This is a genomic window from Bernardetia sp. ABR2-2B, from assembly GCF_037126435.1.
Taxonomy (GTDB): Bacteria; Bacteroidota; Bacteroidia; order Cytophagales; family Bernardetiaceae; genus Bernardetia.
The window spans coordinates 2,852,363-2,878,129 of the sequence record NZ_CP147020.1; the positions used below are offsets into that span (position 1 = coordinate 2,852,363).

Sequence of the window (25,767 nt, forward strand, 5' to 3'; positions counted from 1 at the left end):
TAAAGTTGGTAGTTTTGTGCATCAATTTTGTAAAATATTTTTTATACTTATTTAACGAAGTATAATTTTAATTACTACTATTTATCTCAAAATTAGACAATTATGAAAACTCTTTTTTCTTTTATGTTCGCAGCAACATTGTTTTTCGCTATTCAATCAGAAGCAGCAGCTCAAAAGTATTTTACCTATGATGGAGACACTTTTTCTGTACAACTCAAAACAAACAGTGCCAATACTCAAGTAATGGAAATATACTTCTCTAGTGAAGGAGAGTGGCATAAGTTTGACATCGTTGATTACCACGATTTGACAGATACTCGCAAAGGTGGTTTTGTTTATACAGTAAAAGATGGCAAAGGACACAGATACGAAGTAGATTATCGCAGTTATGCAGATTATGTAGTCGTTCATAACTCTGACTATACTTCGGAATGGAGACTCAACCGAAGATAGAACACTACTACTAAAAAAATATTCAAAAAGGCTTATCATTACATTTGATAAGCCTTTTTTAGACGCTATCCTATCAAGTGTGTAAGTTGCAAAAATTTTAGATTTACGAGTTGGTAGAAAATTTAAAAAACGATACTTAGAACTTTATGGTGTTTTTTTTCTACTGGTACTGAGTTAAATACACAACAGGAACAGCAAATACTAGAGCCATAATAAAAGCCTGACCAGCAAGAGATGGCTTTGTGAAAACTGATAATAGTGAAATAACTGACATTGAAGCACAGAAATATCCTAATATTTTTCTACTCCTCTCATAATTTTGTGATACAAATGTCATTTTGTATTGAGTTCAATTAGAAAAATATGAATTAGCATATTCCATCAATTCCTTAAAAGTTTCATTTTGATAGTTTAGAGGATAAAGTAAATTTTTGACTAACTCTTCTTTTTCCTCTTTTTTGTATTCTATCCACTCATCAAATTCTGAAAGGTGTTTTTTTGCTGTTTCTATTGTTTTTTCATAATCGTAATTATTTTTTACCAAATCAAAATATCTGTTTTCTACTCGCTTTTTTCCTGTTTCTTCTTCTAAATTAATTTCTATTTGTTTATCTATTTTCAATAAAAGTTCTCCTGCATTTTTATCAAAAGCTACTTTCCAAGAGTGAAAACCGTAATGAAGAAACTTTGCAGTGTATAAAGAATTATACAGAGTTATAAGCTCTAGTGTGTTTAGTTCAATTTTAGAAGTTTTCATAAAATCAACTTTTTTTATAAAAATTAGAAAACCATATTGTTAGCAAAATAATCATCTACAATTTCTTTTATTTCTGACAAACTATTCAACATTTCTTCATTAGTGTAAGTTTTATCAAAGCTGTGAGCGATAGAGTTTCTTATGTTTCTAAATTTATCTATTTTATCTTTTTCTGATTTACTTATCAAATTATAAAAATAATTTAACTCAAGCATTGTACTTTCATTTGCTTTTTCAAATCTTTGACTTCTTGAAAACGCTTTCCATTTCTCTTCGCTATCAAGATAATCTAAATTATGCATTAAAAACTTGAATTTTAGGATTTGAAAGATAATAATATACAACTCCCCAAATGCTTGTATTTTTCTGTTTATATTGAAATCCTGTAGAATTTTATCAAAATTATATTTGCTTCTGAGTTCTTCTATTGGACGATATAAATTCCATTCTTTACTACTTATTACCTCTAAAGCTTTTTCATGACTATACCCTCTTTTTTTATGCTTTTCCATGTAATTTGGTATTGGCTTACTGCTAAGAAATTCTATTACACCATGAATCTTTCCATCAATTGGACGGGTAGATTTAGGCATTGTGTCTCTATGTCCTCCTTGTGTAGAGTCATTAATCATTTCATCAGTAATTTCATCCAAAGGAATGAAATAATATATACTATCGTTATAAGACATAGTTATTATGAATATTTTTAAGTTAAAAATTGAATAAAGGACAGTTTTCAAACAGTCCTCTACATTACCCCACCTGACAAACCACCCCCAACTGCTCAATATCTCTAACCAAATCACTACTTGGCTCTATTTGTAAATGATGCGAAACGGTTTTGATAAAAGTACGTCCTTTTTGTGGTGCTTGGTGGAAAAACTCCATTTTTATCTTGCAGTTACCAGCCTTACAGTCGTTAAAAAGGTTTTCTAAGTCCACTATCAGCGTTTCATTTAGATTCAATAAATTAATGGCTATGTTAATGTTGCTTATAGGCTTTTGTTTGACATCACTAAGTAAGGAAATATTCTTTATTTTAAGTTCTACTTGGTCAGGACTTTTATAACGCTCTTCCATTCTACCTGTAATCAAAAGAAATTCGCCTTGCACCAAAAAGCCTTTAAAGTGGTCATATTCCTTTCCAAAAAGCGCAAATTTATAACTTCCAGAATAATCTTCTAGCGTAAACAAACCAAAATCTCTTCCTGTGGCTGTCTTTCTGTGTGCTACTTCTATTATCATTCCTCCTACTTTTAGCTCTGCTCCTTTTCGTGCATTGGCAAGGTTTAGAAGGGTAGAAGTACAAGAGGTTTTCATTTCTATTTTATATTGGTCTAATGGGTGTCCAGAAATGAAAAAACCGACGACTTCTTTTTCTTTGTTAAGCTTATCTATTTCTGTCCAACGCTCTATTTCAGCAAGACGTGGACGCATTACCTCTACTTTACCATCTGCTCCTCCAAACATAGAAACTTGTGAAGATTCGGCTTCTTCTTTTTGTGCCTTTGAATAAGCTAAAAGCAGTTCTAAGTTTGTTTTTCCTGTATTCGTTGGTGCAAAAACTTGCGCTCTATGAATATCATCAAAACAGTCTAATCCACCTGCAAACGTCAAGGCTTCAAAAGTTCTTTTATTGATAACTGATAAATCCATTCGCTCCACAAAATTGAAAATATCTTCGTACTTTCCTTTCTCTTCTCGTTCTGTAATGATATGTGAAACGGCAGTTTCTCCTGCTCCTTTTATGGCTGCTAATCCAAAACGAATCTGTCCCTTGTCATTCACACCAAAACGCTCAATACTCTCATTTACATCGGGTCCAAGAACAGGAACACCAATACGCTGCGCCTCATCAATAAAAAACGTAATTTTATCAATACTGCTCATGTTATTGGTCATAACGGCTGCCATATATTCGGCTGGATAATGCGCCTTCAAATACCCTGTTTGGAACGCCACCACAGAATAAGCTGCCGAGTGAGAACGGTTGAAACCATAGGAAGCAAATTTTTCCATTACCTCAAAAACCTCTTCGGCTTTTTTCTTATCAATTCCGTGTGTTTTCTTTGCACCTTCTACAAAAATGACCTTTTGTTTTGCCATTTCTTCAGCCTTTTTCTTACCCATGGCACGACGCAAAATATCTGCACCACCAAGCGAATAACCTCCCATTATCTGTGCAGCCTGCATAATCTGCTCTTGATAAATCATGATACCAAAAGTAGGTTCAAGAATAGGTTTTAAGAGTTCATGAGGATATTCAACGGTTTCTTTTCCGTGTTTTCTGTCGATATAAGAAGGAATAAAATCCATAGGACCAGGACGGTACAAGGCATTCATGGCAATCAAATCTTCAATATTTGTAGGTTTTAGTTCCTTCAAATACTTACGCATTCCATCAGACTCAAACTGAAATGTTCCAACCGTATCTCCTCGCTGATAAAGTTCATACGCCTTTACATCATCAATAGGAATTTCGTCTGGATCAATCTTGATACCATGATTTTTTTCGATTAAATCAATGGCATCTTTTATAATAGTTAAAGTTTTCAGACCCAAAAAATCCATCTTGAGCATCCCTGCATCTTCAACTACTTTTCCATCAAATTGCGTAATGAAAAGGTCGGCATCTTTGGCTGTACAAACTGGGATATACTCTGTAATATCGTCTGGAGCAATAATAACACCTGCTGCGTGTGTTCCTGTATTTCGAACAGACCCCTCCAAAACCTTAGCATTCTGCAATACTTTTCCTTGCAAGTCTTTTCCTCTAAAAATACGTACCAAATCTTCTACTTCATCAAAGGCTTTGTCTAGTGTAGTACCAGGTTTTTCTGGAACAAGTTTGGCAATTCTATTGGATTCATCTAAGGGCAATTCCATTACACGAGCAACATCTTTGATAGACATTTTGGCTGCCATTGTACCATAAGTTACAATCTGTGCCACTTGATTTCTTCCATATTTCTCCACTACATAATCAATTACTCGCTGTCTTCCCACGTCGTCAAAATCCACATCAATATCTGGCATGGACACACGTTCTGGATTCAAGAAACGCTCAAAAAGTAGATTGTAATGAATAGGGTCAATATTAGTAATTCCGATGCAATAGGCGACTACAGATCCTGCGGCCGAACCACGCCCTGGACCCACGGCAACACCAATTCTACGAGCTTCATTAATGAAATCTTGTACAATCAAGAAGTAACCAGGGAAGCCCATATCTTTCATGATTTTGAGTTCGTGGTCTATGCGCTCTTTGATGGCTGGTGTAATTTCTTTGTAACGGTCTTTTGCACCTTCGTAAGCCAAATGTGCCAAAAAAGCATCTTCATCTGGAAACTCTGATGGAATTTCGTATTTTGGTAATAAAATATCACGCTTGAGCTTGATAGGTTCTGTTTTTTCTACAATTTCCATCGTCGTTTCAATGGAAGCTGGAAGGTCTGCAAAGAGTTGGTTCATTTCTTCGGCAGATTTAAAATAAAATTCGTGGTTTGGAAAGCCAAAACGATACCCACGACCACGACCAACAGGTGTACTTTTCGGAATACCATCTTTCACACACAAAAGCGTATCATGTGCATCTGCGTCGTCTTTTTTGAGATAAAAACAATCATTTGAAGCAAAATATTTTACATCATATTTGTCTGCCCAACGTAAAAGAATTTCATTTACACGCTCTTCTTCTTCTAATCCGTGGCGTTGAAGTTGAATATAAAAATCATCTCTAAATTCTTCTAACCACCATTGAAAAGCCTCTTCTGCTTGTAGCTCACCTACATTCAAAATCAGTTGAGGAATTTCTGCTCCTAATCCTCCTGTGGTGGCAATTATATTCTCTTTATGCTTCACTACAAGCTCTCTATCCACACGTGGATAACCTGCATAATAACCATCTACATAACCATAAGAACACATTTTGGCAAGATTATGATATCCTGCTTGATTTTTAGCTAAAAAAACTTGTTTTGTTCTTCGGTCTGGATTGTCTTTAGTAAACTTGTGTTTGTGTCTATCTTCTGTTAGGTATAATTCTGCACCAATAATTACTTTTATTCCCAGTTTCTCCCCTTCTCCCACAGCATAAAAAGCACCATGCATATTTCCTGTATCAGTAATCGCAACGGCTGACATTCCCATTTCCTTAGCCGTACTGACTATTTTTTTGACATTGGCTGTACTCTGTAAAATGGAGAATTGTGAATGCGTATGAAGATGAGCAAAAGGCAAAATTTCATCTAGCTTTCTGTCTTTTTTTAATCTATCACTCGCCTTACTTTTCTTTTGGACTTGCTGAAAATTTGCCTCATCAAGTTCTGGAGCTTGATAAACGACCATTTCTGGCGTAATATCTTCTACTGTTGGAACTACTTTATTTTGTAATAATCCGAAAAAACATTTTGCTGTTGCATCTACATCATAAGCAGCATCGTGAGCATCTGCAAAGGGGACTCCGAAAAGTTTGGTGTGAAGCTCAGTAAGCGTAGGCCATTTGAAACGTCCACCACGTCCCCCTTGAATTGCCACAAAATCTACTGAAGTCAGTTTTGTACAAAGCGTTTCTTTTTCCATAAAACCACGCTCAATGCTTTCTCTATGGTATTCTGCACCCATTATAGCAACATCAAACTCTACATTGTGTCCGATGAGAATATCAGCTTTCCCATAATCATCAGCAAAAGCATTCAGAACATCGGAAAGAGGCTTTCCATTTTCTTCTGCTCTTTTTGTAGAAATTCCGTGTACTTTCTCTGCATTAAATGGAATCGTAAATCCATCAGGATAAACAATATGATTTTGAGCAGATAATAAATTTCCTTTTTTATCGTGCAACTGCCAAGCAATCTGAACCAAGCGAGGCCAGTTTTCAGAATCTGTAACAGGTGCGTTGAAGTTTTTTGGAAGTCCTGTGGTTTCGGTGTCGAATACTAAATACATAGGTAGTGGTATTTTGTCGTTGGTGGGGACACCAACAACGGCAAGGTTAGTGCTGTTTTATTTACGAATTTACGAAAAATTTTGCTTATTTTGTTAGCAGATTCGCTCATTTTTAGATTTTATAATTTTCTAGTCTTATGAAAAAAATATCAGTTATTGTCTTATTTTTGGGAATGATTTTGTCAGCTTTCGCAGTAAAAAATTATAGCAAAAAAGAAATTGATGAGATTACAAATGCAATAGATCATTATTCAGCTTTTTCTTTACAAACATTAAATGCTAATGAAGTTTATGAAACTACTTTTGATGGTGGAGGAGAAATAAAAATTCTTTGGAGAGGCGATGAAGCAAAGAAAGTTCATCAAGATATTTTTTTATCTTATGGGAAGCTATCCACAACTTTTTATTTTGACAATAAAAAAATTATCAAAATCATCGAAACAGAAGAAAATTTTGAGTTTAAAGAAGATATGAGCTTAAATTATGATAAACTAACAGAAGTTTTCAAAGAAGAAATTTATGTTTTAGATTATGAAAACGAAATTGTTGAAAAACAGATTATAGGAGAAAGAAAAGTATCTAATGACGTTTCTGTTACTAAATATTACCAAACAGCAGACTTTATTTTAGAAAAAATAAAAAATTAAACAGGTCGATAATTATTGTGATATTCTATAAATTTAATTTCTTTTAGCTCTTCGTAATTTGGATTGATAACTTCTCTACTTTCAAAAAACTACTATTTTTACCATTATTAAAGAGCTACAAAACCTACTTCTCCCTCTCAATAGCATACTTAACTAGTTCCATAAGCGATGTTTTGTGTTCAGATTTTGGGAAAACATCTAGCATTTTTAGGGCATCTTGATAATAGGTTTGCATTACAGTTTTAGTATATTCTATTCCTCCTGATTGCCTTACAAATTCTATAACTTCATTTATCTTATCAGCTTTATTATTCTTATTTTTCACTAAATAAATAATATGTTTTCTATCTTTATCAGAAGCATTTTTTAGAGCATAAATTAAAGGTAATGTCATTTTTCTTTCTTTGATGTCAATTCCTAAAGGCTTTCCTACTTCGGCAGTTCCGTAATCAAACAAATCATCTTTTATCTGAAAGGCAATTCCTATTTTCTCTCCAAAATCTTTCATTAAATCTACTATTTTTTGGTCTGCACCAGCCGAAGACGCTCCCACACCACAACAAGCAGAAATAAGAGTTGCTGTTTTTTGTCTGATTATTTCAAAATAGACTTCTTCTGTAATATCTAATTTTCTTGATTTTTCGATTTGTAATAATTCTCCTTCGCTCATTTCCCTAACAGCATTCGAAACGATACGCAAAAGTTCAAAATCTCCATTATCAATCGACAATAATAAGCCACGAGAAAGCAAATAATCGCCTACCAAAACAGCTACTTTATTTTTCCAAAGGGCATTGATCGAAAAAAATCCTCTTCTATAATTTGATTCATCAACAACATCATCGTGTACCAATGTCGCAGTATGTAAAAGCTCAACTAAAGACGCTCCACGATAGGTTACTTCTCCAATTGTTCCACTTTCAGAACACATACCAGCCGAAAGAAAAACAAACATGGGGCGCATTTGCTTTCCTTTGCTTTTGACGATATAGTTAGTAATTTTATCTAAGAGCATTACGTCAGAACGCATAAAATCCCTGAATTTTTGTTCGAAGACTTTCATTTCTGACTGAATGGGCGTTTGTATGCGTTTGAGGCTCATAGAAAAATAAAGAATAGAAGGATGAAAAAATGACTATTTGTACTCGTTACAAAGGTAGGAATTTGTATTTTTATGAACTAATTGTATTTTTAAACGGAATAACAACTTTTCCTCGTCTGTGTGCTCACAAATGAACTCAAATTATTATATGAAAATAGAATATACACTTCAAGAAAACGATTTTTTGGAATATCAACTTTATACTACTTCCAAATCTGAGGCTATCAGAAAAAAACGTTTGATTTCGAAATTTGCTGTGCCTATGCTGTATGTTCTGTTGGGTGTTTTTTTTTATTTCTATGATAACAACAAAAACGCAATTTTGATTTGCCTTTTTTTAGGTGCATTATGGCTCTTTATTTATCCTTTTTATTCAAAATACAGATACAAACGATTTTACCTTAATCATATTAAAAAAAAATATACAGACAGATTAGACCACGTCGATGCCTTAAAACTAGGAAATAATAACTACTTTTATATCAAAGAACAAGGAAAGGAAGGAAAAGTAAAAACGTCTGACGTAGCAAACCTTATTGAACTAAAAGAACATTTCTTCCTCAAAACAAAAAAAGGAGGAGCAATTATTCTTCCCAAAAATTATATTCTGAATACTGACGAGTTCAAACAAATAATTGCCGATTTAGGTATAAATTATGTAGATGATACGGCGTGGAAGTGGAGTTAATTGTTTGACAAGTTTTAACAGACAGATTTGCTACTTTCTTTTAGATAATTAGGCGACTACGTTTTTTAATGAGTTATATTAAAATTTTGATTTAATGAAAAATACAACATTATATATTTTATTTATTTTGAGTAGTTTGGTTGCTCTTTCTTCTTGTAAAGATGAAGCTCCCGAAGAGCCAAATGACATTACTATTGGTCAATCATTTTATCCTACTGAAAAAGGACAATTCCAAACTTTTCTTGTCAAGCAAACTCGTTTTGCACTTAATGAAACTCCTGTTACTACTACCTATCAACTTAAAGAAGTCATTGGAGAAGAGTTTGAAGGCGAAAATGGCGAAAAATTGAATGAAGTCTTGCGTTATGTTCGTCCGAATGGCTTAGAGGTTTTTCGTCTGGATTCTGTTTTTTCGGTTAGAAAAGATGAAAATGTAGTTGTAAAGATGGAACATAATATTCCTTATGTAAAATTAGACTTTCCGATAGAGGAAGGCAAGACATGGAATGGTAATCTTTTCAATACTCGTCCTGTGAAAGACTATTTAGCGCAAGAAATAAATGCCTCGAAATCTATTGGAGGCACTACTTTTCCCAACACGATGACAATTATTGAAAGTCAGGATTCTAGTTTGGTCGATAAAGAACTGCGTTTTGAAATCTATGCTGATGAAGTTGGATTAGTTTATAAAAAAACGGAAAGTCTTTTGTATTGTAATCAACCTGAATGTTTTGGGCAGAAAATCATAGAACGAGGAATTATTTCTGAACTCACTATCTTTGATTGGGGTATTGAGTAAATTAGAAAGCATCTTATTTTAAACTCTAAATGTCTCAAAAAACCTAGCCTTTGTTGGTGTTTTAGCGTAGCGACACCAACAAATACAGGCACAAGTAAAACTTCATTTTAAAAAAAATATTCTCTAATTAGCTCCATCAGGTTTTCTCAAACGATAACCTTCCAAATTACTGCGCTCTCCTGTTGGAAGTTGTAAATAAACTTCAAAATCAATAAAACTAGCTTCTGCAAAACGAATACTTTGCCTATAAAACAGGTCGTCAAAATCGTTTTCAAAGAAAATTCTTCTACCATCTGTTCCTGAAACTTGTACAGAAAAAGAATCTCTAATTCCTCTGTTTGTAATAACTGTAACTCTCAAAACAGCATTGTCTGTAACTATACTTTGTGGGTCAATTACTTGAAACTCTTTTTGAAAAAGCGTACGGTTTTCTCCTGTGTTTGAAGGAACTGTATTTAATCCATCAGGGATAGTAACTGTCAAATAATTGATGCGAAAAGTAGGTTCTTTTACCGTAAAACGAATTTTGAAAGTAAACGGATTCTCATCTGGGTCGTTACTCTGAATACTTATTGTTCCTATATTTTCTCCTAAAATAATTGCATTAAAACGAACCAAAAAAAGAGTTTTCTGACCACTTTCTAAATTGTCTATCAATACATTAGAAACTTGAAAATTTGGATTATCACTTTGCAAACTAGAAAGATTGAGCATTCCATCTCCTTGATTTTCAATTTCAAACTCAAAAATTTCTCTAAAACTTGTTTCTAGCTCTCCTCCTTCTATAAACTCAAAACCATTTTGCAGTTCTATATCTTGGTTATTCTCTTTATAAAAAATAGCAATATCTGGAATAGGTGCAGGATTCGGATTGGCTACTATTTCAAAAATATATGGATTCTCTTCACTATTTGGGTCATTATTCTCAATCTGAACTTGTGTGAGGTAATTACGAGCAGTTGTAGGTTCGAAAATAACTAAAAAAGTAGTTTCTTGGTTAGGCAAAACCTCATTTTGGACTACACTTTGAATTTCAAAATCACTTGTTGTAGAAATAATATCTGAAATGATAAGGTTTGATTCGCCTTCGTTTCTTATAGTAAAAATAGCTTCATAACGTTGTCCTACTTCGGTACTTTCAAAACTATAAATTCCAATTTGAGAAGGAATAAAAGTAGTCTGTTGATAGACTTTTATACTGGGTAATTTTGGAGGTGGTGGTGCATTGACAGTTATTTTAATAAAAAAAGTAAAAGTAGGTTCATTCCAATCATTCGAAAGAATCGTAATCGGAATTTGATACTCTCCTACTTCCAACCCTTCAAAATTTACTTGAAAAGAATCACTCTCATTTGTTTCGAACTTATTTTTGAGAGGTTGAACAATCTCAAAATTCAACGTAGAATCTATATTATTTGATTCTATTTCTCCTATTTTCAAAACGTTTCCTCCCTTATTTTCTATCAGAAAAGATAATCTGAAAGGGTTTTCTGCCTCCACTTTATAAGATAAAACCTGACTTTCCGTGATTTGATTCTTTGCAGGAATATCTATTTCACTTTGTAAAGAATAAACCTCTAATTCTGGACAAAGGAGCTTTTCATCATCTTGGCAACTAACCAAAAAAAGAAGAAAAACTATCAGTAAAAAACACGACTTAAAGTAATTTGAGAGAATAGAAACCATAAAGAGATTATTTTTTTAATTTTTCATTGTAGAAAACTGTAAATCAGCAAACCATAGAAGCTAAAACGGTTTGCTTTTTCCTAAATATATCATTAAAAGCAATTTTAAAGCAAAGAGTTTCAGAGAGATTTTAAAGTTTATATCTGTACACAATAACATTTTCTCAAAAATTTTCGTTAATATTAACCAAATGTTACTAAATTGTTAATAGATTTATTCATTTAATCCCTAATTTATTTTGGAATCTGTATTGAAGAGGCTATTAAATTCTTCTTGATAACTCATTATTCTGCTCATTTTTTAAATTTTACTATTTTGAAACACTCTAAACACCAATTATCGTATCGAATAAATGTTTTACTTAAACTAAATGCTCTGCTTTTTTCAGCTAAAAGTTTTTTATTTCTTGTTCTTCATTTGTTCATATTAGCAATACTGAACTGCTCTTCTCCTGTTTTTGCTTCATCTACTACTTCTTCAAACTCCCATAATGAGCATAAAATGTCTTCTAGGTTATCTAGTTTTTTAGATGCTCATGATTCTATGACTCCAGAAATGAAGGAAATCGCTATCCAAAAGATTATAGATTTTAATGAAGACTTTAAGATTTCGCCTACTAATGAATCAAAAACATTGAGAAGGTTATTTTTTGCTGTTCAAGAAACTTTTTTAAAAGAATATAGTCTGTATTCTAGTTTTTTTCAAACAATTGATAGTGGAAAATATGATTGCTTGACAGGTTCGATATTATATGCTGTTTTATTAGAAGAGATAAAGCAAAAAGGAAATTTTGACTACACCTATCAACTTGTTCAGACTCCAACTCATGTTTTTATAAAAATAAAACTGTCTGATGAAAATGAAATGATTTTTGAGAGTACAAGTCTTGATAATGGTTTCATTGCTACACCCAAAGGAATTAACTTTTATTTGAACCAACAAGCAAAGAAAGCCAAAGAAGAAACGCAAAATGGAAGCATTGTTTTACTAGACAATCAAAGCCTTAACAATTTGGTAACATTAGAAACTGCTTCAGCTCTACTTTATTTTAATCAAGGAGTTCTGTTTTTTAACCAAAGAAAATTTGGAAAATCACTTGATATGGCTAAAAAAGCACTTTTTTTTGACAAAAGAGATGCTTTTTATGATTTGGCTAGTATTTCTTCACAAGAGTTACGAAAAAACAACTTAATTACAGAAAAATAATATATTAAAATAGTTGAAATATTATCTTTATAATTAAAAAATAAATTTTACTATCACGTGTTTTTTAATTTGAATTGAAATATTTTTTTTCTAAAAAGTCAAGAATTAAACTATCGATTATTCTTAATTTGTTAATAATACTGAAACGAAAAGATTGCAAGGTGTGTCTTACCTTTGTGGAAACTTAAATGAAAGCTCCTAACAACTTAGTTTGGAGTTACTTAATTTTCTCATTCAGCAAACCTTTTTATAATCTTATGATGAAGCATTACATCTTAAGCCTTATCGCTTTGGTATTTGCTTGTTCGGTAGCATTCAATTCCTACGGACAAGGCTCTACTACGTCAGCCCTTAGTGGTGTCATTAAAGACAAAAACGGAGAAGAACTTCCAGGTGCGACTGTTTTGGCAGTGCATACTCCAACAGGTTCACAGTTTGGAACTGTAACTTCTCTAAATGGTAATTATTCTATTCGTAACATGAATGTTGGTGGTCCTTATACGATTACTGTACAGTATATCGGATACGAAGACAATAAAAAAGAAAATGTATATCTTTCTCTCGGACAAACACTTAGCCTTGACTTTGAACTTGCTGAAACAGCAAGTGAACTTGAAGTAGTTACAGTAACTAGCCAAAGAGAAATTATTGATGGCGAAAAAACAGGAGCTTCTACAGTTATTTCTACTGAAACAATAGACAATATGCCTACTGCTTCTCGTAACTTAGGTGATTATCTTCGTGTTACTCCTCAAGCAACTGTAACGGAAGGAAATGATGGTCCTGAAATTTCTATTGCAGGTCAAAACAATCGCTTCAACTCTATCTTTATTGATGGTGCTGTAAGTAACGATGTTTTTGGTCTTTCTGGTAGTGGTACAAATGGTGGACAAACAGGTGTTTCTCCAATCAGTCCTGATGCAATTGAGCAAATTGAAGTTGTTGTTGCTCCTTATGATGTTACTTTAGGTAACTTTACTGGTGGTGGTGTAAATGCTGTTACTCGTAGTGGTACAAACAAATTTACAGGTTCTGCTTATTGGTTTACTCGTAATGAGAATTTTGCAGGAAAAACACCAACAGATACTGAAGGTGTAGAACGTCAAAAATTAAATGACTTTCAAAGTAATACATTTGGTTTCCGTTTGGGAGGTCCAATTGTTAAAAATAAAGTATTCTTCTTTGTGAATGCAGAGATGCAACGTGAAGAACAATCTCAACCATTTCCATTTGAATCATTTCGTGGAGATGCTACTCAAGCAGACGTTGATCAGTTAGTTAATTTTGTTTCAACTAATTATGGTTATGATTTGGGTGGCTATTTGGATAATGGTCGTCAAAGAGATGCAAATAAAATTTTAGCTAAAGTTGATTGGAATATTAGCCAAAAACATAAATTATCTTTACGTCATAGTTATTCTTTTGGTGAAGAATTAGAAGGTAATGCTAGTAATCCTAGTAATATCAACTTCTTGAGAGGTTCAGAGCTTTTTCCTTCAAATACTAACTCTACTACATTAGAATTGAAGAGTAATTTGAATGCTAATATGTCTAACAAACTTATTGTTGGCTATACTGCTGTTCGTGATGACCGTAACTTTGAAGGCGACCCATTCCCTAGAGTACAGATTCAAGATGGACGTAATAATATCAACTTTGGTTCAGAGCCTTTCTCTATTGGTAATGAGCTTAATCAAGATGTATTTATCCTAACAGACAACTTTACTTGGTTTAAGGATAAGCATACAGTTACTTTCGGTACACATAATGAGTTTTATTCTATCTATAACCTTTTCCTTCGTGAAAACTTTGGTGTTTATAGATTTGGTAGCTTAGAAGACTTCTACAATAACAACCCTAACCGTTATGTTCGTTCTTATTCATTACTTCCTAGTGTAGATGCACAACAAGGTGATGCTGCTACTGCTGTTGCTGGAGAATTTTCTGCTGCTCAACTTGGTTTTTATGTTCAAGATGAATATTCAGCAACTAACAAACTTACTCTTACAGGAGGTCTTCGTGTAGATATTCCTTTATTCTTTGATGAGCCAACTGCAAACCAAGATTTCAATGCAAACGCACTTCCTGAAATGCTTCAAACTTGGGCACCAGATGTAGAGGTTGCTTCTGGAACTATTCCTTCTGGAAACGTTCTTTTCTCTCCTCGTTTTGGTTTCAATTACGATGTGAAAGGTGATCGTTCTGTACAAGTTCGTGGTGGTCTTGGTTTATTTACTGGTCGTATTCCTTTTGTATGGCCTGGTGGAGCATTTACAAACAATGGCGTATTTATAGCTAGTGTATTCCAAAATAACCCTCAAACTATAAATAGTGCAGGTGATACGGTAGCACTTCCTTTCAACCCAAATCCATTTGACCAATATACAGGTGCTGATATTGTAGGTTCACGTGAAGGAGCTAGTCAGATTGACCTTTTTGCAGATGACTTTAAATATTCTCAAGTATTCCGTACTAGTTTAGCTGTTGATACAAAACTTCCTTTTGGTTTAGTAGGTACTTTAGAAGGTATTTACACAAAAAATATCAATCAAATTTTGTATCGTAATATCAACGTAGCTGCACCAGTAGGAACTGTAAATACTTCTTATGGAGATGATCGTCCTGTATATGATGGAGCAATTACTCGTGATTATGACCGTGTACTTCTAGCTACTAATACAAACGAAGGATATTCTTACAATATTACTGCTCAAATCCAAAAGCCATTCTCTGGTAGAAAATTTGATTTCTCTGCAAATGTAGCTTATACATTCGGGCGTTCTACTTCAGTGCTTGATGGAACTTCTTCTCAAAACTCTTCTAACTGGAGAAACACGTATGTAACTGACAGAAATAATTTAGAACTTAGTCGTTCTGATTTTGACCCTGGTCATCGTATTAATGCTTTCGTTTCTGGAAAAGCTACTTATGGTAGTTTTGCTGCAACTACAATCTCACTTTTCTATAACGGACAGTCAGGAAGACCATTCTCTTATGTATATGCTGGTGGTATCCATGGTGATGACCGTTCAGGACGTGATTTCAATAACTTAATTTGGATTCCTGCTGACCAAAGTCAAATCAATTTGATTGACAATATCGATAGAGATGGTAATTTAGTTGCTACTGCAGCTGAACAGTGGACTGCTCTTAATAATTTTATTGAAAATGATGATTATTTGAGTAAGAACCGTGGAGGTTATGCAGAACGTAACGGACCTCGTCTTCCTTTTGAATCTATCCTTGATTTGAAATTAGTTCAAGATTTCTTTGTTACAACAGGTAGTGGAAGCCGTAATCAACTTCAAGTTACTTTTGACATCTTTAACTTCACTAACTTCTTAAACAAAGATTGGGGTCGTCGTCGCTCAATGCCTTTTGGTAGTTATGCTGCTATTGATTTTGAAGGTTTTGTAGATGAAGACAATGGAGATTTTACTCCTCAATTTATTTTTGAAGAAGATGGGTCAGCTAAAGAAGTTTCTCAAATTAGAGATACTGGTTTTTATAGCTCACGTTGGCAAATGCAACTTGGTGTACGTTATATCTTCAAGTAAGAATAATGAAATACTAAATTTGTAAATAAATTTTACTTAAAAACCCTTTCAGAAAGTTTCTGAAAGGGTTTTTTGATGCTCTCTACTTTTCAAAATAGCAAAATAAATATATTCTTTTGATTAGGTTATCCAACTCTTTTAAGTGAATAGGTTCATCATCTGGACAAATTCCTATCGAAAAATCTTTTTATTCAGTAGCTTTTTGATTATCTTTCCAAAAAGTGTATTTAAATTAAAAAAATATTCTAATTTCTGAAAAACAAAATTTAATTAGTAGATAGATATTTTTCTATGTGGAAACTCAATACTATTGGCAAACGTGTTCGTGCTGGTAATCTCATTATTATTATTGCTGCTGTGATTAGTGCTTCATTGAGCTTGTTTATGCTCTCACGTAGCCAAAAAATGCTTCATCAATCCTTTTCCGTAATTACTCCTTCGGTAGAGGCTATTAATGATTTGCTTTTGCTTGTAACACGCTCAAAGATGTATATTACCAACTGGATTCATCTGCCTGATAATATTGATGACAAAGAAGATTTGATTTTGCTGCATAATGAGCAGTTCCCAGAAGTAAAAGATAGAATAAGTACACTCAAAAGAGATTGGCAAAACAAAGAAAATGTATATCGTGTAGATTCTATAATCATCGCTTTTGATGACATTCTTCAAACAGAGCAAGAAGTAATGAATACGCTCAACCGTTCGGAAGATTATAGTGATGGCACAAAAAGAGAAAAAGCAATTCGGTTAGTAAACGAAATGATTATTCCCAATAGTAATATACTCATAAAGAATTTAGAAGCATTAGAAGCAAGTAAACTAAAAGAAAAACAAGCAGATGGAGATTCTGTCGAACGTTCTCTAAACTGGTTATATAAAATTATATTAGGTTTAGGTATCACTACTTTTATTGTTGGTTCTATGGCAAGTTTTTTAACCACAAAAAGTGTTTCAAAACCTATTCAAAAGCTCAATCAAGTGTTAGCTGGATTGGCTAGAGGTTCTATTCCTAATTCTGACTTTGGAATACGAATAGGAAATCATGAAATTGGGCAAATGACACGTTCTTTGCAAGAACTTATCAAAAGCCTAAAAAATACTTCAGAATTTGCTCGTAAGATAGGAAGTGGAAAGTATAATAGTGCTTTTGATGTTTTGGGGGAAAATGATATTCTCGGAAACTCTCTTTTAGATATGCGTAATAGCTTGGCTAAAGTAGCCGAAGAAGATCGTCGAAGAGCTTGGATAACAGAAGGAATAGCGCAATTTGGAGATATTCTCCGTGCTAACTATGATGATACAGAAGAATTTGCTGCTGCTATTGTTCAACGTTTAGTAAAATATACAGAGGCAAATCAGGGGGGAGTTTTTGTGATTTCTGAAACACCCGATTCAGAAGGTGAATTTATGTATTTAGCTGCTGCTTATGCGTGGGACAAACCTAAATATTTAGAGAAAAAAATACGAAAAGGAGAAGGACTTACAGGACAAGCTTGGCAAGAAGGTGAGACTGTATTTTTATCTTATGTTCCTGATGATTATATCCATATTACCTCTGGGCTTGGAAATACAAACCCATCTTCAATTTTACTCACTCCTTTGAGTTATAATCAGAAATTATATGGAGTGGTAGAACTTGCCTTTTTCAATCCTCCAGAACCTTATCGCATAGAATTTGTCGAAAAAATTGTAGAAAGTTTTGCTTCTACGTTGTCTTCTGTCAGAACAAATCAACGTACTCAACTTCTCCTAAAAGAATCTCAAGAAATGACCGAGCAGATGAGAGCGCAAGAAGAAGAAATGCGTCAGAACGTCGAAGAGCTACAAGCAACACAAGAAATGGTAGAAAGAAAGAGTAGAGAATTAGAAGACCAACTCAATGCCATTAATCAAGCTGCTGCTATGATAGAGCTAAACCCAAGAGGAATCATTACTGAAATAAATGAATTGTATCTGAAAATATCTCAATATTCAGAAGAAGAAATAAAAGGACAACCTCATACTATCTTATTAAAAGAGGGATATGAAACGTCTAACAAATACATGCAGCTTTGGGAAAATCTAACTCAAGGAATTATAGTAGAGGGAGAATTCGAACGTCAAGCAAAAGATAAATCTTCGTTTTGGTTACGTGCAACTTATTATCCAGTTATGGATAATTATAAAAACCTAGAACGTGTAATTCATATTGCGACGGACATTACAGAGCAAAAAACACAAGCCATTCGCTTAGAAGAAACATTGACAGAACAAGCAGAAGCTGTTGAGCAAATGCGTATGCAAGAAGATGTTATGCAACAAGCTATGGAACAAATGCAAGAAGCACAACAAGAAGTAGAAAAGCGAGAAAAACTATTAGAAGAATCATACAAAGAACAAGAGCAGTATATCGAACAAATGAACTCACAAGAAGAAATGATGGCGATGAGTATGGAAGATATGAATCAAAATATAGAAGAAATTACTAAAGAAAAGGAAGAAATGAAACAAAAATTAATCGCTTGTCAGAAAAGAGTAGAAGAGCTAGAGAGTAAAAAGTAGTAAGTCATTATCAATCGTACTAAAATAAGTAAAAAACTCCTCCTATTAATTGTTTTTCATTGATAATGAATATTTTAGGTCGTACCTTTGCACAAAAATAGGTGGTTAGTTAAATAAATAGTTGATTTACAAAATGTTAGCAAAACAAATTTACTAACAACTTATTTCCTCTTTAAAATAAAAATAACTTACGCTTTAGCGTAAAAAAAATAGTTTTATATAGATTTTGTTCCTTCTATGAACTTACTAATTGGTCAGATAGGACATTTATTTGTCATCCTTTCTTTTGTTTCTTCCATTGTGGCTGCGATTGCTTATTATTTTGCTAGTCAGAATAATGAATCACTTTCAGATAAAAAAGAGTTAGAAATATACTCTTGGAAAAAAATGGCTCGCCTTGCTTTTGGTGTTCATGCTTTTTCTGTGATTGCTGTGGTGGTGGTTCTTTTTTCAATTATCTATAATCATCAATACGAGTATCATTATGCGTGGAGTCACTCTTCGAACAACTTACCGTATTATTACATGATTTCTTGTTTTTGGGAAGGGCAAGAGGGGAGTTTCTTGCTTTGGATTTTTTGGCATGTTTGTATTGGTGCTGTGATTATTCTGCGCTCTATTTTTATCAAACATAAGAAAAACAACGCATGGGAAGCTCCTGTAATGATGGTTTTTGCTACTGTACAGGCATTTTTGGCTTCTATGATTTTGGGCGTAATTGTTCCTTTTGCTAATCTTAAAATTGGTAGTTCGCCTTTTATCTTGCTGCGTGATGCGATGGATGCGCCCATTTTTCAGTCTCAACCTAATTATATTCCTGTCGATGGAACAGGTCTGAACCCACTTTTACAAAATTATTGGATGGTTATTCATCCTCCTACATTATTTTTAGGATTTGCGCTTTGTCTTGTGCCTTTTGCCTTTGTGATTGCTGGACTTTGGAAAAAAGAAACTACCAAATGGCTCAAACCTACCTTTGCTTGGTCTTTATTAGCTGCTGCCATTTTGGGAGTAGGAATTGTAATGGGTGCATATTGGGCGTATGAAACACTTAATTTTGGTGGGTATTGGAACTGGGACCCAGTAGAAAATGCTGTTTTTATCCCTTGGTTAGTTTTGATTGCAGGAATACATGCCATGACAATGCAACAAAAGCGACCTTCAATGGCAAAACTTTCTGCTGTTTTGATGCTTTCTAGTTTTTTATTGATTTTGTACTCTACCTTCCTTACTCGTAGTGGAATTTTGGGAGATACTTCGGTTCACTCTTTTACAGATTTAGGACTTTCTGGTCAGCTTCTGATTTATCTTTTATTCTTTGTAATTGGTGCAAGTATTTTATTTTTTATGAATTGGAATAACTTTCCAAAATCAAAAGAAGAATCTAGTTTTTATTCAGGTGAATTTTGGGTTACGCTTGGTGTTGTAGTTTTAGGACTTTCTGCGCTACAAGTTTTAGTTCCTACTTCTATCCCAGTGTATAATGCTATTTTAGATAATTTAGGAATAGATTCAAATGTAGCTCCTCCAGCTGACCCAGAAATGTTTTATACAAAATGGCAACTTTGGTTTAGTGTCGGAATTGCTTTTCTTTCTGCAACAGCACAAATTTTTTGGTGGAAAAGAATTGAAAAATCCAATATCAAAGATAATTTCGTTATTCCTTTAGTCTTGACAGCTATTATTACTACAATTATTATTGCAGTTGCTCAAATAAAATTGACTTTACCTCAAGACTATACAAGTTTTTATGATTTATTTATTGCAATCATTAAGGCAAAAGAAATAGCGTATATAATTCTGATTCTAACTTCTGTTTATGCACTTGTCAGTAATGGAATTTCTATTGCAAGAACTATTAAGTTCAACCCAAAATTAGCAGGTGGTGCGTTGGCGCATATTGGTGTTGCTTTAATGTTTTTTGGTATTTTATCTTCTTCAGGATATGATGAAATTGTTTCTATGAATATGTCAGGACTTTTGTATAATAAAGAATTTTCTGATGAAGTCAATAGAGAAAATGTTTTGCTTTTCCGTAGTCAGCCTACCAAAATGAGCAAATATGCAGTTACTTATAAGGGACAGTATTGGGATTCTCCAAATTTTTCTCATTATGTAAATAAAGAAGATGTAAAGGGAACAGCCTATGCTCACAAAGTAGTGGCTCAAAAAGATTTGATTCACAATGACAAAGTAGAAGTAAAAGCAGGAGATACAATCCGAATTTTTGAAGAAAATACTTACTACAAAATTGACTATGTAGATACGCTTACGAAAGAAACGTTTACACTTTTTCCTCGTGTACAGCAAAATCCTCAAATGGGATTTGTAGTAAGTCCAGATATTTCTCAATCAGTTACAAGCGACCTTTATACGCATCTTAGTAGCCTTCCAGACCCAGCCGAAGAAAGAACTTGGAGTCAGCCAGAAACAAAAGTTTTAGCTCCTATGGATACTTTTATTGTCAATGATTTTGTGGCAGTATTAGATGGCGTACATCGTGGAAAGCCTTTGGCAGATGAAGATTATATGATTTATGCTGAAATTAGAATTTTGGATAGAGAAGAAACCTACACTGCAAAGCCTATTTTTCAGATAAAAGGAAATGAAGTGCGTGGTGTTCCTGAAATCATAGAATCAGCTGGTGTAGAGTTTACGATGCTAAATATTGACCCAAAAACAGAACAATTTACCTTCAAAATCAGAACGACACAGCGTGATTGGATAATCATGAAAGCCTTGGAAAAACCGTATATTAGTTTACTTTGGCTCGGTGTAAGCGTGATGACACTTGGTATTTTGGTGGCAATGTGGAGAAGATATACAGAAGCTAGAAAAGTAACTATTTCTAAAAAGTCTAATCAAAAAAAGCCAAAAAATGAAGTAGAATTAGCTTGATGGTACTCTTTTTAATAGCTTTAAAATAAAAATCAAGTAAATTAGACCTATTCAAAGTATTTCTGAAGAAATTAGCAAACTATTTGATAAAAACATAACAACGAACAGACTAAAATTTAGCAACTTTTAAAGCAAACAAATTAAATCAAGTAGTTTCTAAAGTAATCTTATCTAAAAATATTATTCTTTTTATTCAAAAAACATTTTATAATGGAGTTAAATAAATTTGCTCACTTTACTATTTCAAAAAAATCATTTTTATTGATTTTTTCACTTCTCTTTGCTATTTCTTTTTCTAGCATAGCCCAAAATAAAGAACAAAAAATAAAAAAGGAAGAAAAAACACCTGTCAAGATTGCCAAATATTTTTATAAAAAATTAGATGGACAGCTTGGCGACCAACGCATAGAATTTGATTTGATGCGTTTTGGTTCTACCCTAGAAGGACATTTCTACTTTTTAGACAAAGAAGAAAAAGGAACTATCAGAGGAACAATTTCTGAAACAGGACGTGTTTCTTTAGAAGAAATTGAAGGAAGAACAGAAGAAGGAGATGCTAATATAGTAGGTTTCTTTGAAGGAAAATTTATGTCTCCTACCGAAATTGCAGGTACTTGGCATTCCTTTGATGGAGAGGAATATAATACTTTTACTGTAAAAGAAAATTATCCAGAAAAATCGTCTAGCTTTTGGGTAGTCCATGAAGGTAGAAGTTATAGTGGAACGGCAACTGTTGATTTGGTTTATGTAGTGATGGGAGATGAGAAACACAACGCTACTGCTAAAAAAATAAATGAGTTTATTAATAGCCATATTTTAAACTATGAACACCCTACAAGTACAAAAAAACAATTTGGCGATCATAGCGAATTTTTAGATGATTTTGTAAACCGTTATAAAAAGGCAAGTGAAAAAGCTCAAAAAGAAAGTGGACAAATGCCAATATGGGATAATCATCATCAGATTATATTAGATTATAATAATCATAATATTATAGTTTTGGAGTTTGTCGAAAGTGTTTTTGAAGGAGGTGTTTATGCTGACGAAAAGATAAACTTTGTGAACTTTGATTTAGGTACAGGAGAGCGTATTAAATTAGAAGAACTTTTTGAGAAAGATTTTATGCCAAAGCTAACCAAAGTAGCCGAAGATGTTTTTCGTAATAAATATGGTTTTAAAGACATTGAAGATTTTTCAACAGAGGGAATCAATTTTGAGGATAACAAGTTTGTCTTGAATGATAATTATGCACTTAGTAAAGGTGGAATTACATTTCGTTTTAATGAAAAAGAAATTGCTGCGCATTCAATGGGAGCTTTTGAAATTTTTATTCCTTATTCGAAAATAAAAGACCTTATAAAAAAGGATAGTTCATTACAGGAAGTAATAGAAAATAACTATTAGAATACGAACTATAAAAAATGTTTGAGAACGTAGTTTTTTTCATAAAATTGACTTTTTTTCAAAAAAAGTGAAACAGATAATCTTATCAGAACGTATCTTACTTACTACATCTTATCTTATTAACTCTTTGTTTATAAACCAATTAAGATAGTGTTTAAATAGAGCTAACAGGAAGGAAATTGATAAAATATCTCCATTATGAAAAAATCTACTTCAAAAATTCATTCTCATCTTATAAGCAAAACAAAACACGCTCATTTCCTTGCTCAAAAAAGACAAGATTCGATTACACACGAAATTATAGAAGAAGGAGATGAAGTTGTTTTTTGTAGTGTCTGTAAGTCAGCTTTCATGGTGGATTCTTGGGAGTATATTGGTCGTTCACATTGTCATCAACCTAAAACACTCAAAAAAGTACCTACATTGCGTACTCTTTCTTTAGACAGAAGGAAAATTGAGAAAAGAAAAAAAGTAGCTTTTTATAAAAAACATTCTGGGGGAGTTCTAATAGCTGTTTGTGTTTTGAGTAGCGTTGTGGGAATGATGACGATGGCAATAGATACCCTCACTTCACCAGCCAAGTCAATTAGCACTCAGGGAATTACGATTACTGAAAAACACTATATCAACAACGGAAAGGCATATTATAAGGCACAAAACTATACAAAAGCTGAAAGTTTTTACATAAAAGCTCTCAATATAAACCCAAGCAATACAGAAGCTTTACATCTTTTAGAACAGCTTGAGAATGAATATTTACTAGCTCTAGAAGAAGCAGACCGTTTTTTCAAAGTGCAAAATTACAAAGACGCAAGTTATTGGTATAAGAGAGCTACACACTACAAGCCTAATTCGGAGTATCCTACAAAACAGTTGTCGCTTATCACACAGGCACAAGCAGAGCCACCCATTTTGTTTACAAATGCAAAAGATTTGAACAAAGACTTAGATTATTCTACCTTAAAAGAATACCCAAAAGAGTGGGAAGAGTTTATAAATAAAGACGAAAAGCTTCATTTTTGGGTAGAGAATTTACAAAAAACAGAAGTGCTTTTGAGCTATGAAAGTGGACTTGTAGAGTTGAGAAGTTTGGAAGAAGAAAAAGTCAACGAAAATAAAGAACAGTACGAGTTTTCAAAACCTCTTACTGATAATGAAGAAGAAACAAAGTTGGGAAAACTTCTAACTACTTTTCAAGGTGCAAGAATGCCACAAGCTACTTTTGTATATGGAGAATTGTTTTTGAGAGAATTTGAAAAACTAAGTGAAAAAGAAAAAGAAGAAATAGACAACAAAATATTTGCTTATGAGTCGATTTCTGTAATTAGTAAAGGTAATAAAATATATTATTACACCTTAGATACTAGAGGAGCAAGGCAAGTAAATGAGTTCTCAACGTTTCATTTTAAGGATAATGAAAAAGTGATTTTGGGCAACAGTGGAAGATATTTTCTGATTCAGACAGACAAAATACTGCACCTCTATGATACTAGAAGTAAAGTAGTTATGAAGTCTTTACGAACAAATGAGCATCAATCTTTTATAAAAGATGCTCGTTTCGATACTGAAAACAATCAAATTATTGCTCAAACAGCAAAAGGAGAAAGCACATGGAAAATTACGGAGTAAAATAAAGCTCTAAAAAATTACTTTTTCTTTCTCACACGAAAAATATAACCTCCTTTTGGTGCTACAAAGTTATATTCATTGTCGTTGATAGAAATAGCAGGATTATACAAACGAAACTCTTTGTAAGTCATTCCGTGTTCTCTTGCCCACTTAGGAACGCTTTCAATATTTTCTGTAATTTTTACTTCATCAAACTCAAAAGTATCATAATATTCATATTCTTCTATGCAATAGCCATACTTTTTAGGGTTTTCCAAAACCATTTTTAAGGCAGTAATTCGGAGTACGTAACGAGAAGTTTCAGCATTTAAGAATAAATCATAATAATTTCTTGTTCCTTGATTATCCATTGCTTTTTCCAATCCTGCCATTCCTCTATTGTATGAAGCTGCAACAGCTGCCCAGCTTCCAAATTTTTTATAGGCTTGTTGAAAATATTTAGTGGCTGCAACACAAGATTTTAATGGGTCTTGTCTCTCATCAATATTGTTATTGATGACCAAACCAAACTGTTTTCCTGTTTCTTCCAAAAACTGCCACGTTCCTAAAGCATCTCTATTCGACTTTATCATTGGGTCAAGGCTGCTTTCTGCAATTGCTAAATAAAAAAAATCTTTATGAATCCCATATTTCATAAGGCTATCCTCCAAAGGTTTGCGCCACCTACCCGAACGCTTCAATAAAAGCATCGTATAGGCATGTCCATAAACAATCGAAATGAGTTCTCTATCCAACCTTTCTTTTATGTTTTCATCTTCTAAAGGAACTCTCTCTCCTGCAAACATAACTGTATCAGGAATTTGGACAGGAACGACTGTCTGAATATCACTCACTTTTTGAGCTACACAAGAAAAAGTAGTAAACAATAAAATAAATAGAAAAGCAAAAGTAAAATAGGTGGTTTTCAAAGTAGAGTATATAAATTAGTGAGTTATAAAATATCTAGTAAGTAAATATAAGGAAAAATACTCTTCTTTTCAGCTTAATATCAAGCTTTCCAAATGCATTTTAAACACAAAAAATCCCTTCCTAAAAAAATGGAAAGGGATTTTGCTTGTTTCTTATAAAAGTATAACTGAACAGTTAAAAAATAAGGATTTGCTAAAAATAATCATTTCTGATTGACAAATCGCATACTGCTCAATTTTGACTTTCTTAATAAAGGATTCTTAAAAAATAAAGTTGCTGTCAAAAATTTTGTATCACTACAATCAGCTACTTTGAGAATCATTTATTTGATTTATATATTTCAATATACTTGCCAACGCCAAAAAAAAGGTAGAAATAAGTCGGAATAACTCAAAATCATTGTTTAAAGCTCAAATGAGGCTATTTTTATTTTTTGATAGAATTTTGATAAAACAATATTTTTTCAAAATGGAAGGGTTACTTTCTCATTTTGGGAAAGTAGGACATAAAAAAACCTTAATCTACTCTGACTAAGGTTAAT

The 25,767-nt window shown here is 33.0% G+C and carries 17 protein-coding genes; 10 read left to right on the forward strand and 7 right to left on the reverse strand.

Annotated elements, in window-relative coordinates:
• Nucleotides 1–102: 102 nt before the first annotated feature.
• Nucleotides 103–453: a hypothetical protein gene (locus WAF17_RS12190; protein ID WP_338759719.1), complete on the forward strand. Its 351-nt coding sequence runs from the start codon at nucleotides 103–105 to the stop codon at nucleotides 451–453.
• Between the two features lie 160 nt (nucleotides 454–613).
• On the opposite strand, the gene WAF17_RS12195 is transcribed toward WAF17_RS12190, so the two are convergent.
• The 4 genes from WAF17_RS12195 to dnaE all read right to left on the reverse strand — a co-directional run bounded on the left by WAF17_RS12195 (nucleotide 614) and on the right by dnaE (nucleotide 6,157).
• Nucleotides 614–790 carry a hypothetical protein gene (locus WAF17_RS12195; protein WP_338759722.1) on the reverse strand — a complete coding sequence of 59 codons (177 nt, stop codon included), beginning with the start codon at nucleotides 788–790 and terminating at the stop codon, nucleotides 614–616.
• A gap of 12 nt (nucleotides 791–802) precedes the next feature.
• On the reverse strand, nucleotides 803–1,210 hold the full coding sequence (locus WAF17_RS12200; RefSeq protein WP_338759725.1) for a hypothetical protein: 408 nt from the start codon (nucleotides 1,208–1,210) through the stop codon (nucleotides 803–805).
• Between the two features lie 23 nt (nucleotides 1,211–1,233).
• Nucleotides 1,234–1,899, reverse strand: coding sequence for a hypothetical protein (locus WAF17_RS12205; protein WP_338759728.1), 666 nt, complete (start codon nucleotides 1,897–1,899; stop codon nucleotides 1,234–1,236).
• A 64-nt stretch (nucleotides 1,900–1,963) separates the two neighbouring features.
• Nucleotides 1,964–6,157 (reverse strand): DNA polymerase III subunit alpha, encoded by a 4,194-nt coding sequence (gene dnaE, locus WAF17_RS12210; RefSeq protein WP_338759731.1) that lies wholly within the window; start codon nucleotides 6,155–6,157, stop codon nucleotides 1,964–1,966.
• 137 nt (nucleotides 6,158–6,294) lie between these two features.
• Here dnaE and WAF17_RS12215 point away from each other — a divergent pair, with 137 nt between their 5' ends.
• Nucleotides 6,295–6,804, forward strand: a complete 510-nt coding sequence (locus WAF17_RS12215; protein ID WP_338759733.1) for a hypothetical protein — start codon at nucleotides 6,295–6,297, stop codon at nucleotides 6,802–6,804.
• Between the two features lie 124 nt (nucleotides 6,805–6,928).
• Here the strand turns inward: WAF17_RS12215 and WAF17_RS12220 are convergent, their stop codons facing one another.
• On the reverse strand, nucleotides 6,929–7,906 hold the full coding sequence (locus tag WAF17_RS12220) for a polyprenyl synthetase family protein (RefSeq protein ID WP_338759736.1): 978 nt from the start codon (nucleotides 7,904–7,906) through the stop codon (nucleotides 6,929–6,931).
• A 130-nt stretch (nucleotides 7,907–8,036) separates the two neighbouring features.
• On the opposite strand from WAF17_RS12220, the gene WAF17_RS12225 reads away from it, so the two are divergent.
• A complete protein-coding gene (locus tag WAF17_RS12225) occupies nucleotides 8,037–8,594 on the forward strand; it encodes a YcxB family protein (RefSeq protein WP_338759739.1) in 558 nt (185 codons plus the stop codon).
• 94 nt (nucleotides 8,595–8,688) lie between these two features.
• Complete coding sequence (locus tag WAF17_RS12230; protein ID WP_338759742.1) at nucleotides 8,689–9,393, forward strand: hypothetical protein; 705 nt, start codon at nucleotides 8,689–8,691, stop codon at nucleotides 9,391–9,393.
• A gap of 123 nt (nucleotides 9,394–9,516) precedes the next feature.
• Here WAF17_RS12230 and WAF17_RS12235 read toward each other — a convergent pair whose 3' ends face one another.
• Complete coding sequence (locus tag WAF17_RS12235; RefSeq protein WP_338759745.1) at nucleotides 9,517–11,079, reverse strand: choice-of-anchor D domain-containing protein; 1,563 nt, start codon at nucleotides 11,077–11,079, stop codon at nucleotides 9,517–9,519.
• Between the two features lie 315 nt (nucleotides 11,080–11,394).
• On the opposite strand from WAF17_RS12235, the gene WAF17_RS12240 reads away from it, so the two are divergent.
• The 6 genes from WAF17_RS12240 to WAF17_RS12265 all read left to right on the forward strand — a co-directional run bounded on the left by WAF17_RS12240 (nucleotide 11,395) and on the right by WAF17_RS12265 (nucleotide 24,317).
• Nucleotides 11,395–12,285 (forward strand): hypothetical protein, encoded by an 891-nt coding sequence (locus WAF17_RS12240; RefSeq protein WP_338759748.1) that lies wholly within the window; start codon nucleotides 11,395–11,397, stop codon nucleotides 12,283–12,285.
• Between the two features lie 257 nt (nucleotides 12,286–12,542).
• Nucleotides 12,543–15,842 (forward strand): TonB-dependent receptor, encoded by a 3,300-nt coding sequence (locus tag WAF17_RS12245; RefSeq protein WP_338759752.1) that lies wholly within the window; start codon nucleotides 12,543–12,545, stop codon nucleotides 15,840–15,842.
• A gap of 291 nt (nucleotides 15,843–16,133) precedes the next feature.
• Nucleotides 16,134–18,386 carry a GAF domain-containing protein gene (locus WAF17_RS12250; protein ID WP_338759754.1) on the forward strand — a complete coding sequence of 751 codons (2,253 nt, stop codon included), beginning with the start codon at nucleotides 16,134–16,136 and terminating at the stop codon, nucleotides 18,384–18,386.
• Between the two features lie 237 nt (nucleotides 18,387–18,623).
• Nucleotides 18,624–21,284, forward strand: a complete 2,661-nt coding sequence (gene ccsA, locus WAF17_RS12255; RefSeq protein WP_338759757.1) for a cytochrome c biogenesis protein CcsA — start codon at nucleotides 18,624–18,626, stop codon at nucleotides 21,282–21,284.
• 210 nt (nucleotides 21,285–21,494) lie between these two features.
• Nucleotides 21,495–22,688 carry an RsiV family protein gene (locus WAF17_RS12260; RefSeq protein WP_338759760.1) on the forward strand — a complete coding sequence of 398 codons (1,194 nt, stop codon included), beginning with the start codon at nucleotides 21,495–21,497 and terminating at the stop codon, nucleotides 22,686–22,688.
• Nucleotides 22,689–22,886: 198 nt separating this feature from the next.
• Nucleotides 22,887–24,317, forward strand: coding sequence for a tetratricopeptide repeat protein (locus WAF17_RS12265; protein ID WP_338759762.1), 1,431 nt, complete (start codon nucleotides 22,887–22,889; stop codon nucleotides 24,315–24,317).
• 17 nt (nucleotides 24,318–24,334) lie between these two features.
• Here the strand turns inward: WAF17_RS12265 and WAF17_RS12270 are convergent, their stop codons facing one another.
• Nucleotides 24,335–25,225 (reverse strand): lytic transglycosylase domain-containing protein, encoded by an 891-nt coding sequence (locus WAF17_RS12270; RefSeq protein ID WP_338759764.1) that lies wholly within the window; start codon nucleotides 25,223–25,225, stop codon nucleotides 24,335–24,337.
• Nucleotides 25,226–25,767: the final 542 nt, after the last annotated feature.

Coding starts and splice junctions, on each gene's coding strand:
- WAF17_RS12190 (WP_338759719.1), top strand. CDS start 103: ATGAAAACTCTTTTTTCTTTTATGTTCGCAGCAACATTGTTTTTCGCT.
- WAF17_RS12195 (WP_338759722.1), bottom strand. CDS start 790: ATGACATTTGTATCACAAAATTATGAGAGGAGTAGAAAAATATTAGGA.
- WAF17_RS12200 (WP_338759725.1), bottom strand. CDS start 1,210: ATGAAAACTTCTAAAATTGAACTAAACACACTAGAGCTTATAACTCTG.
- WAF17_RS12205 (WP_338759728.1), bottom strand. CDS start 1,899: ATGTCTTATAACGATAGTATATATTATTTCATTCCTTTGGATGAAATT.
- dnaE (WP_338759731.1), bottom strand. CDS start 6,157: ATGTATTTAGTATTCGACACCGAAACCACAGGACTTCCAAAAAACTTC.
- WAF17_RS12215 (WP_338759733.1), top strand. CDS start 6,295: ATGAAAAAAATATCAGTTATTGTCTTATTTTTGGGAATGATTTTGTCA.
- WAF17_RS12220 (WP_338759736.1), bottom strand. CDS start 7,906: ATGAGCCTCAAACGCATACAAACGCCCATTCAGTCAGAAATGAAAGTC.
- WAF17_RS12225 (WP_338759739.1), top strand. CDS start 8,037: ATGAACTCAAATTATTATATGAAAATAGAATATACACTTCAAGAAAAC.
- WAF17_RS12230 (WP_338759742.1), top strand. CDS start 8,689: ATGAAAAATACAACATTATATATTTTATTTATTTTGAGTAGTTTGGTT.
- WAF17_RS12235 (WP_338759745.1), bottom strand. CDS start 11,079: ATGGTTTCTATTCTCTCAAATTACTTTAAGTCGTGTTTTTTACTGATA.
- WAF17_RS12245 (WP_338759752.1), top strand. CDS start 12,543: ATGATGAAGCATTACATCTTAAGCCTTATCGCTTTGGTATTTGCTTGT.
- WAF17_RS12250 (WP_338759754.1), top strand. CDS start 16,134: ATGTGGAAACTCAATACTATTGGCAAACGTGTTCGTGCTGGTAATCTC.
- ccsA (WP_338759757.1), top strand. CDS start 18,624: ATGAACTTACTAATTGGTCAGATAGGACATTTATTTGTCATCCTTTCT.
- WAF17_RS12260 (WP_338759760.1), top strand. CDS start 21,495: ATGGAGTTAAATAAATTTGCTCACTTTACTATTTCAAAAAAATCATTT.
- WAF17_RS12265 (WP_338759762.1), top strand. CDS start 22,887: ATGAAAAAATCTACTTCAAAAATTCATTCTCATCTTATAAGCAAAACA.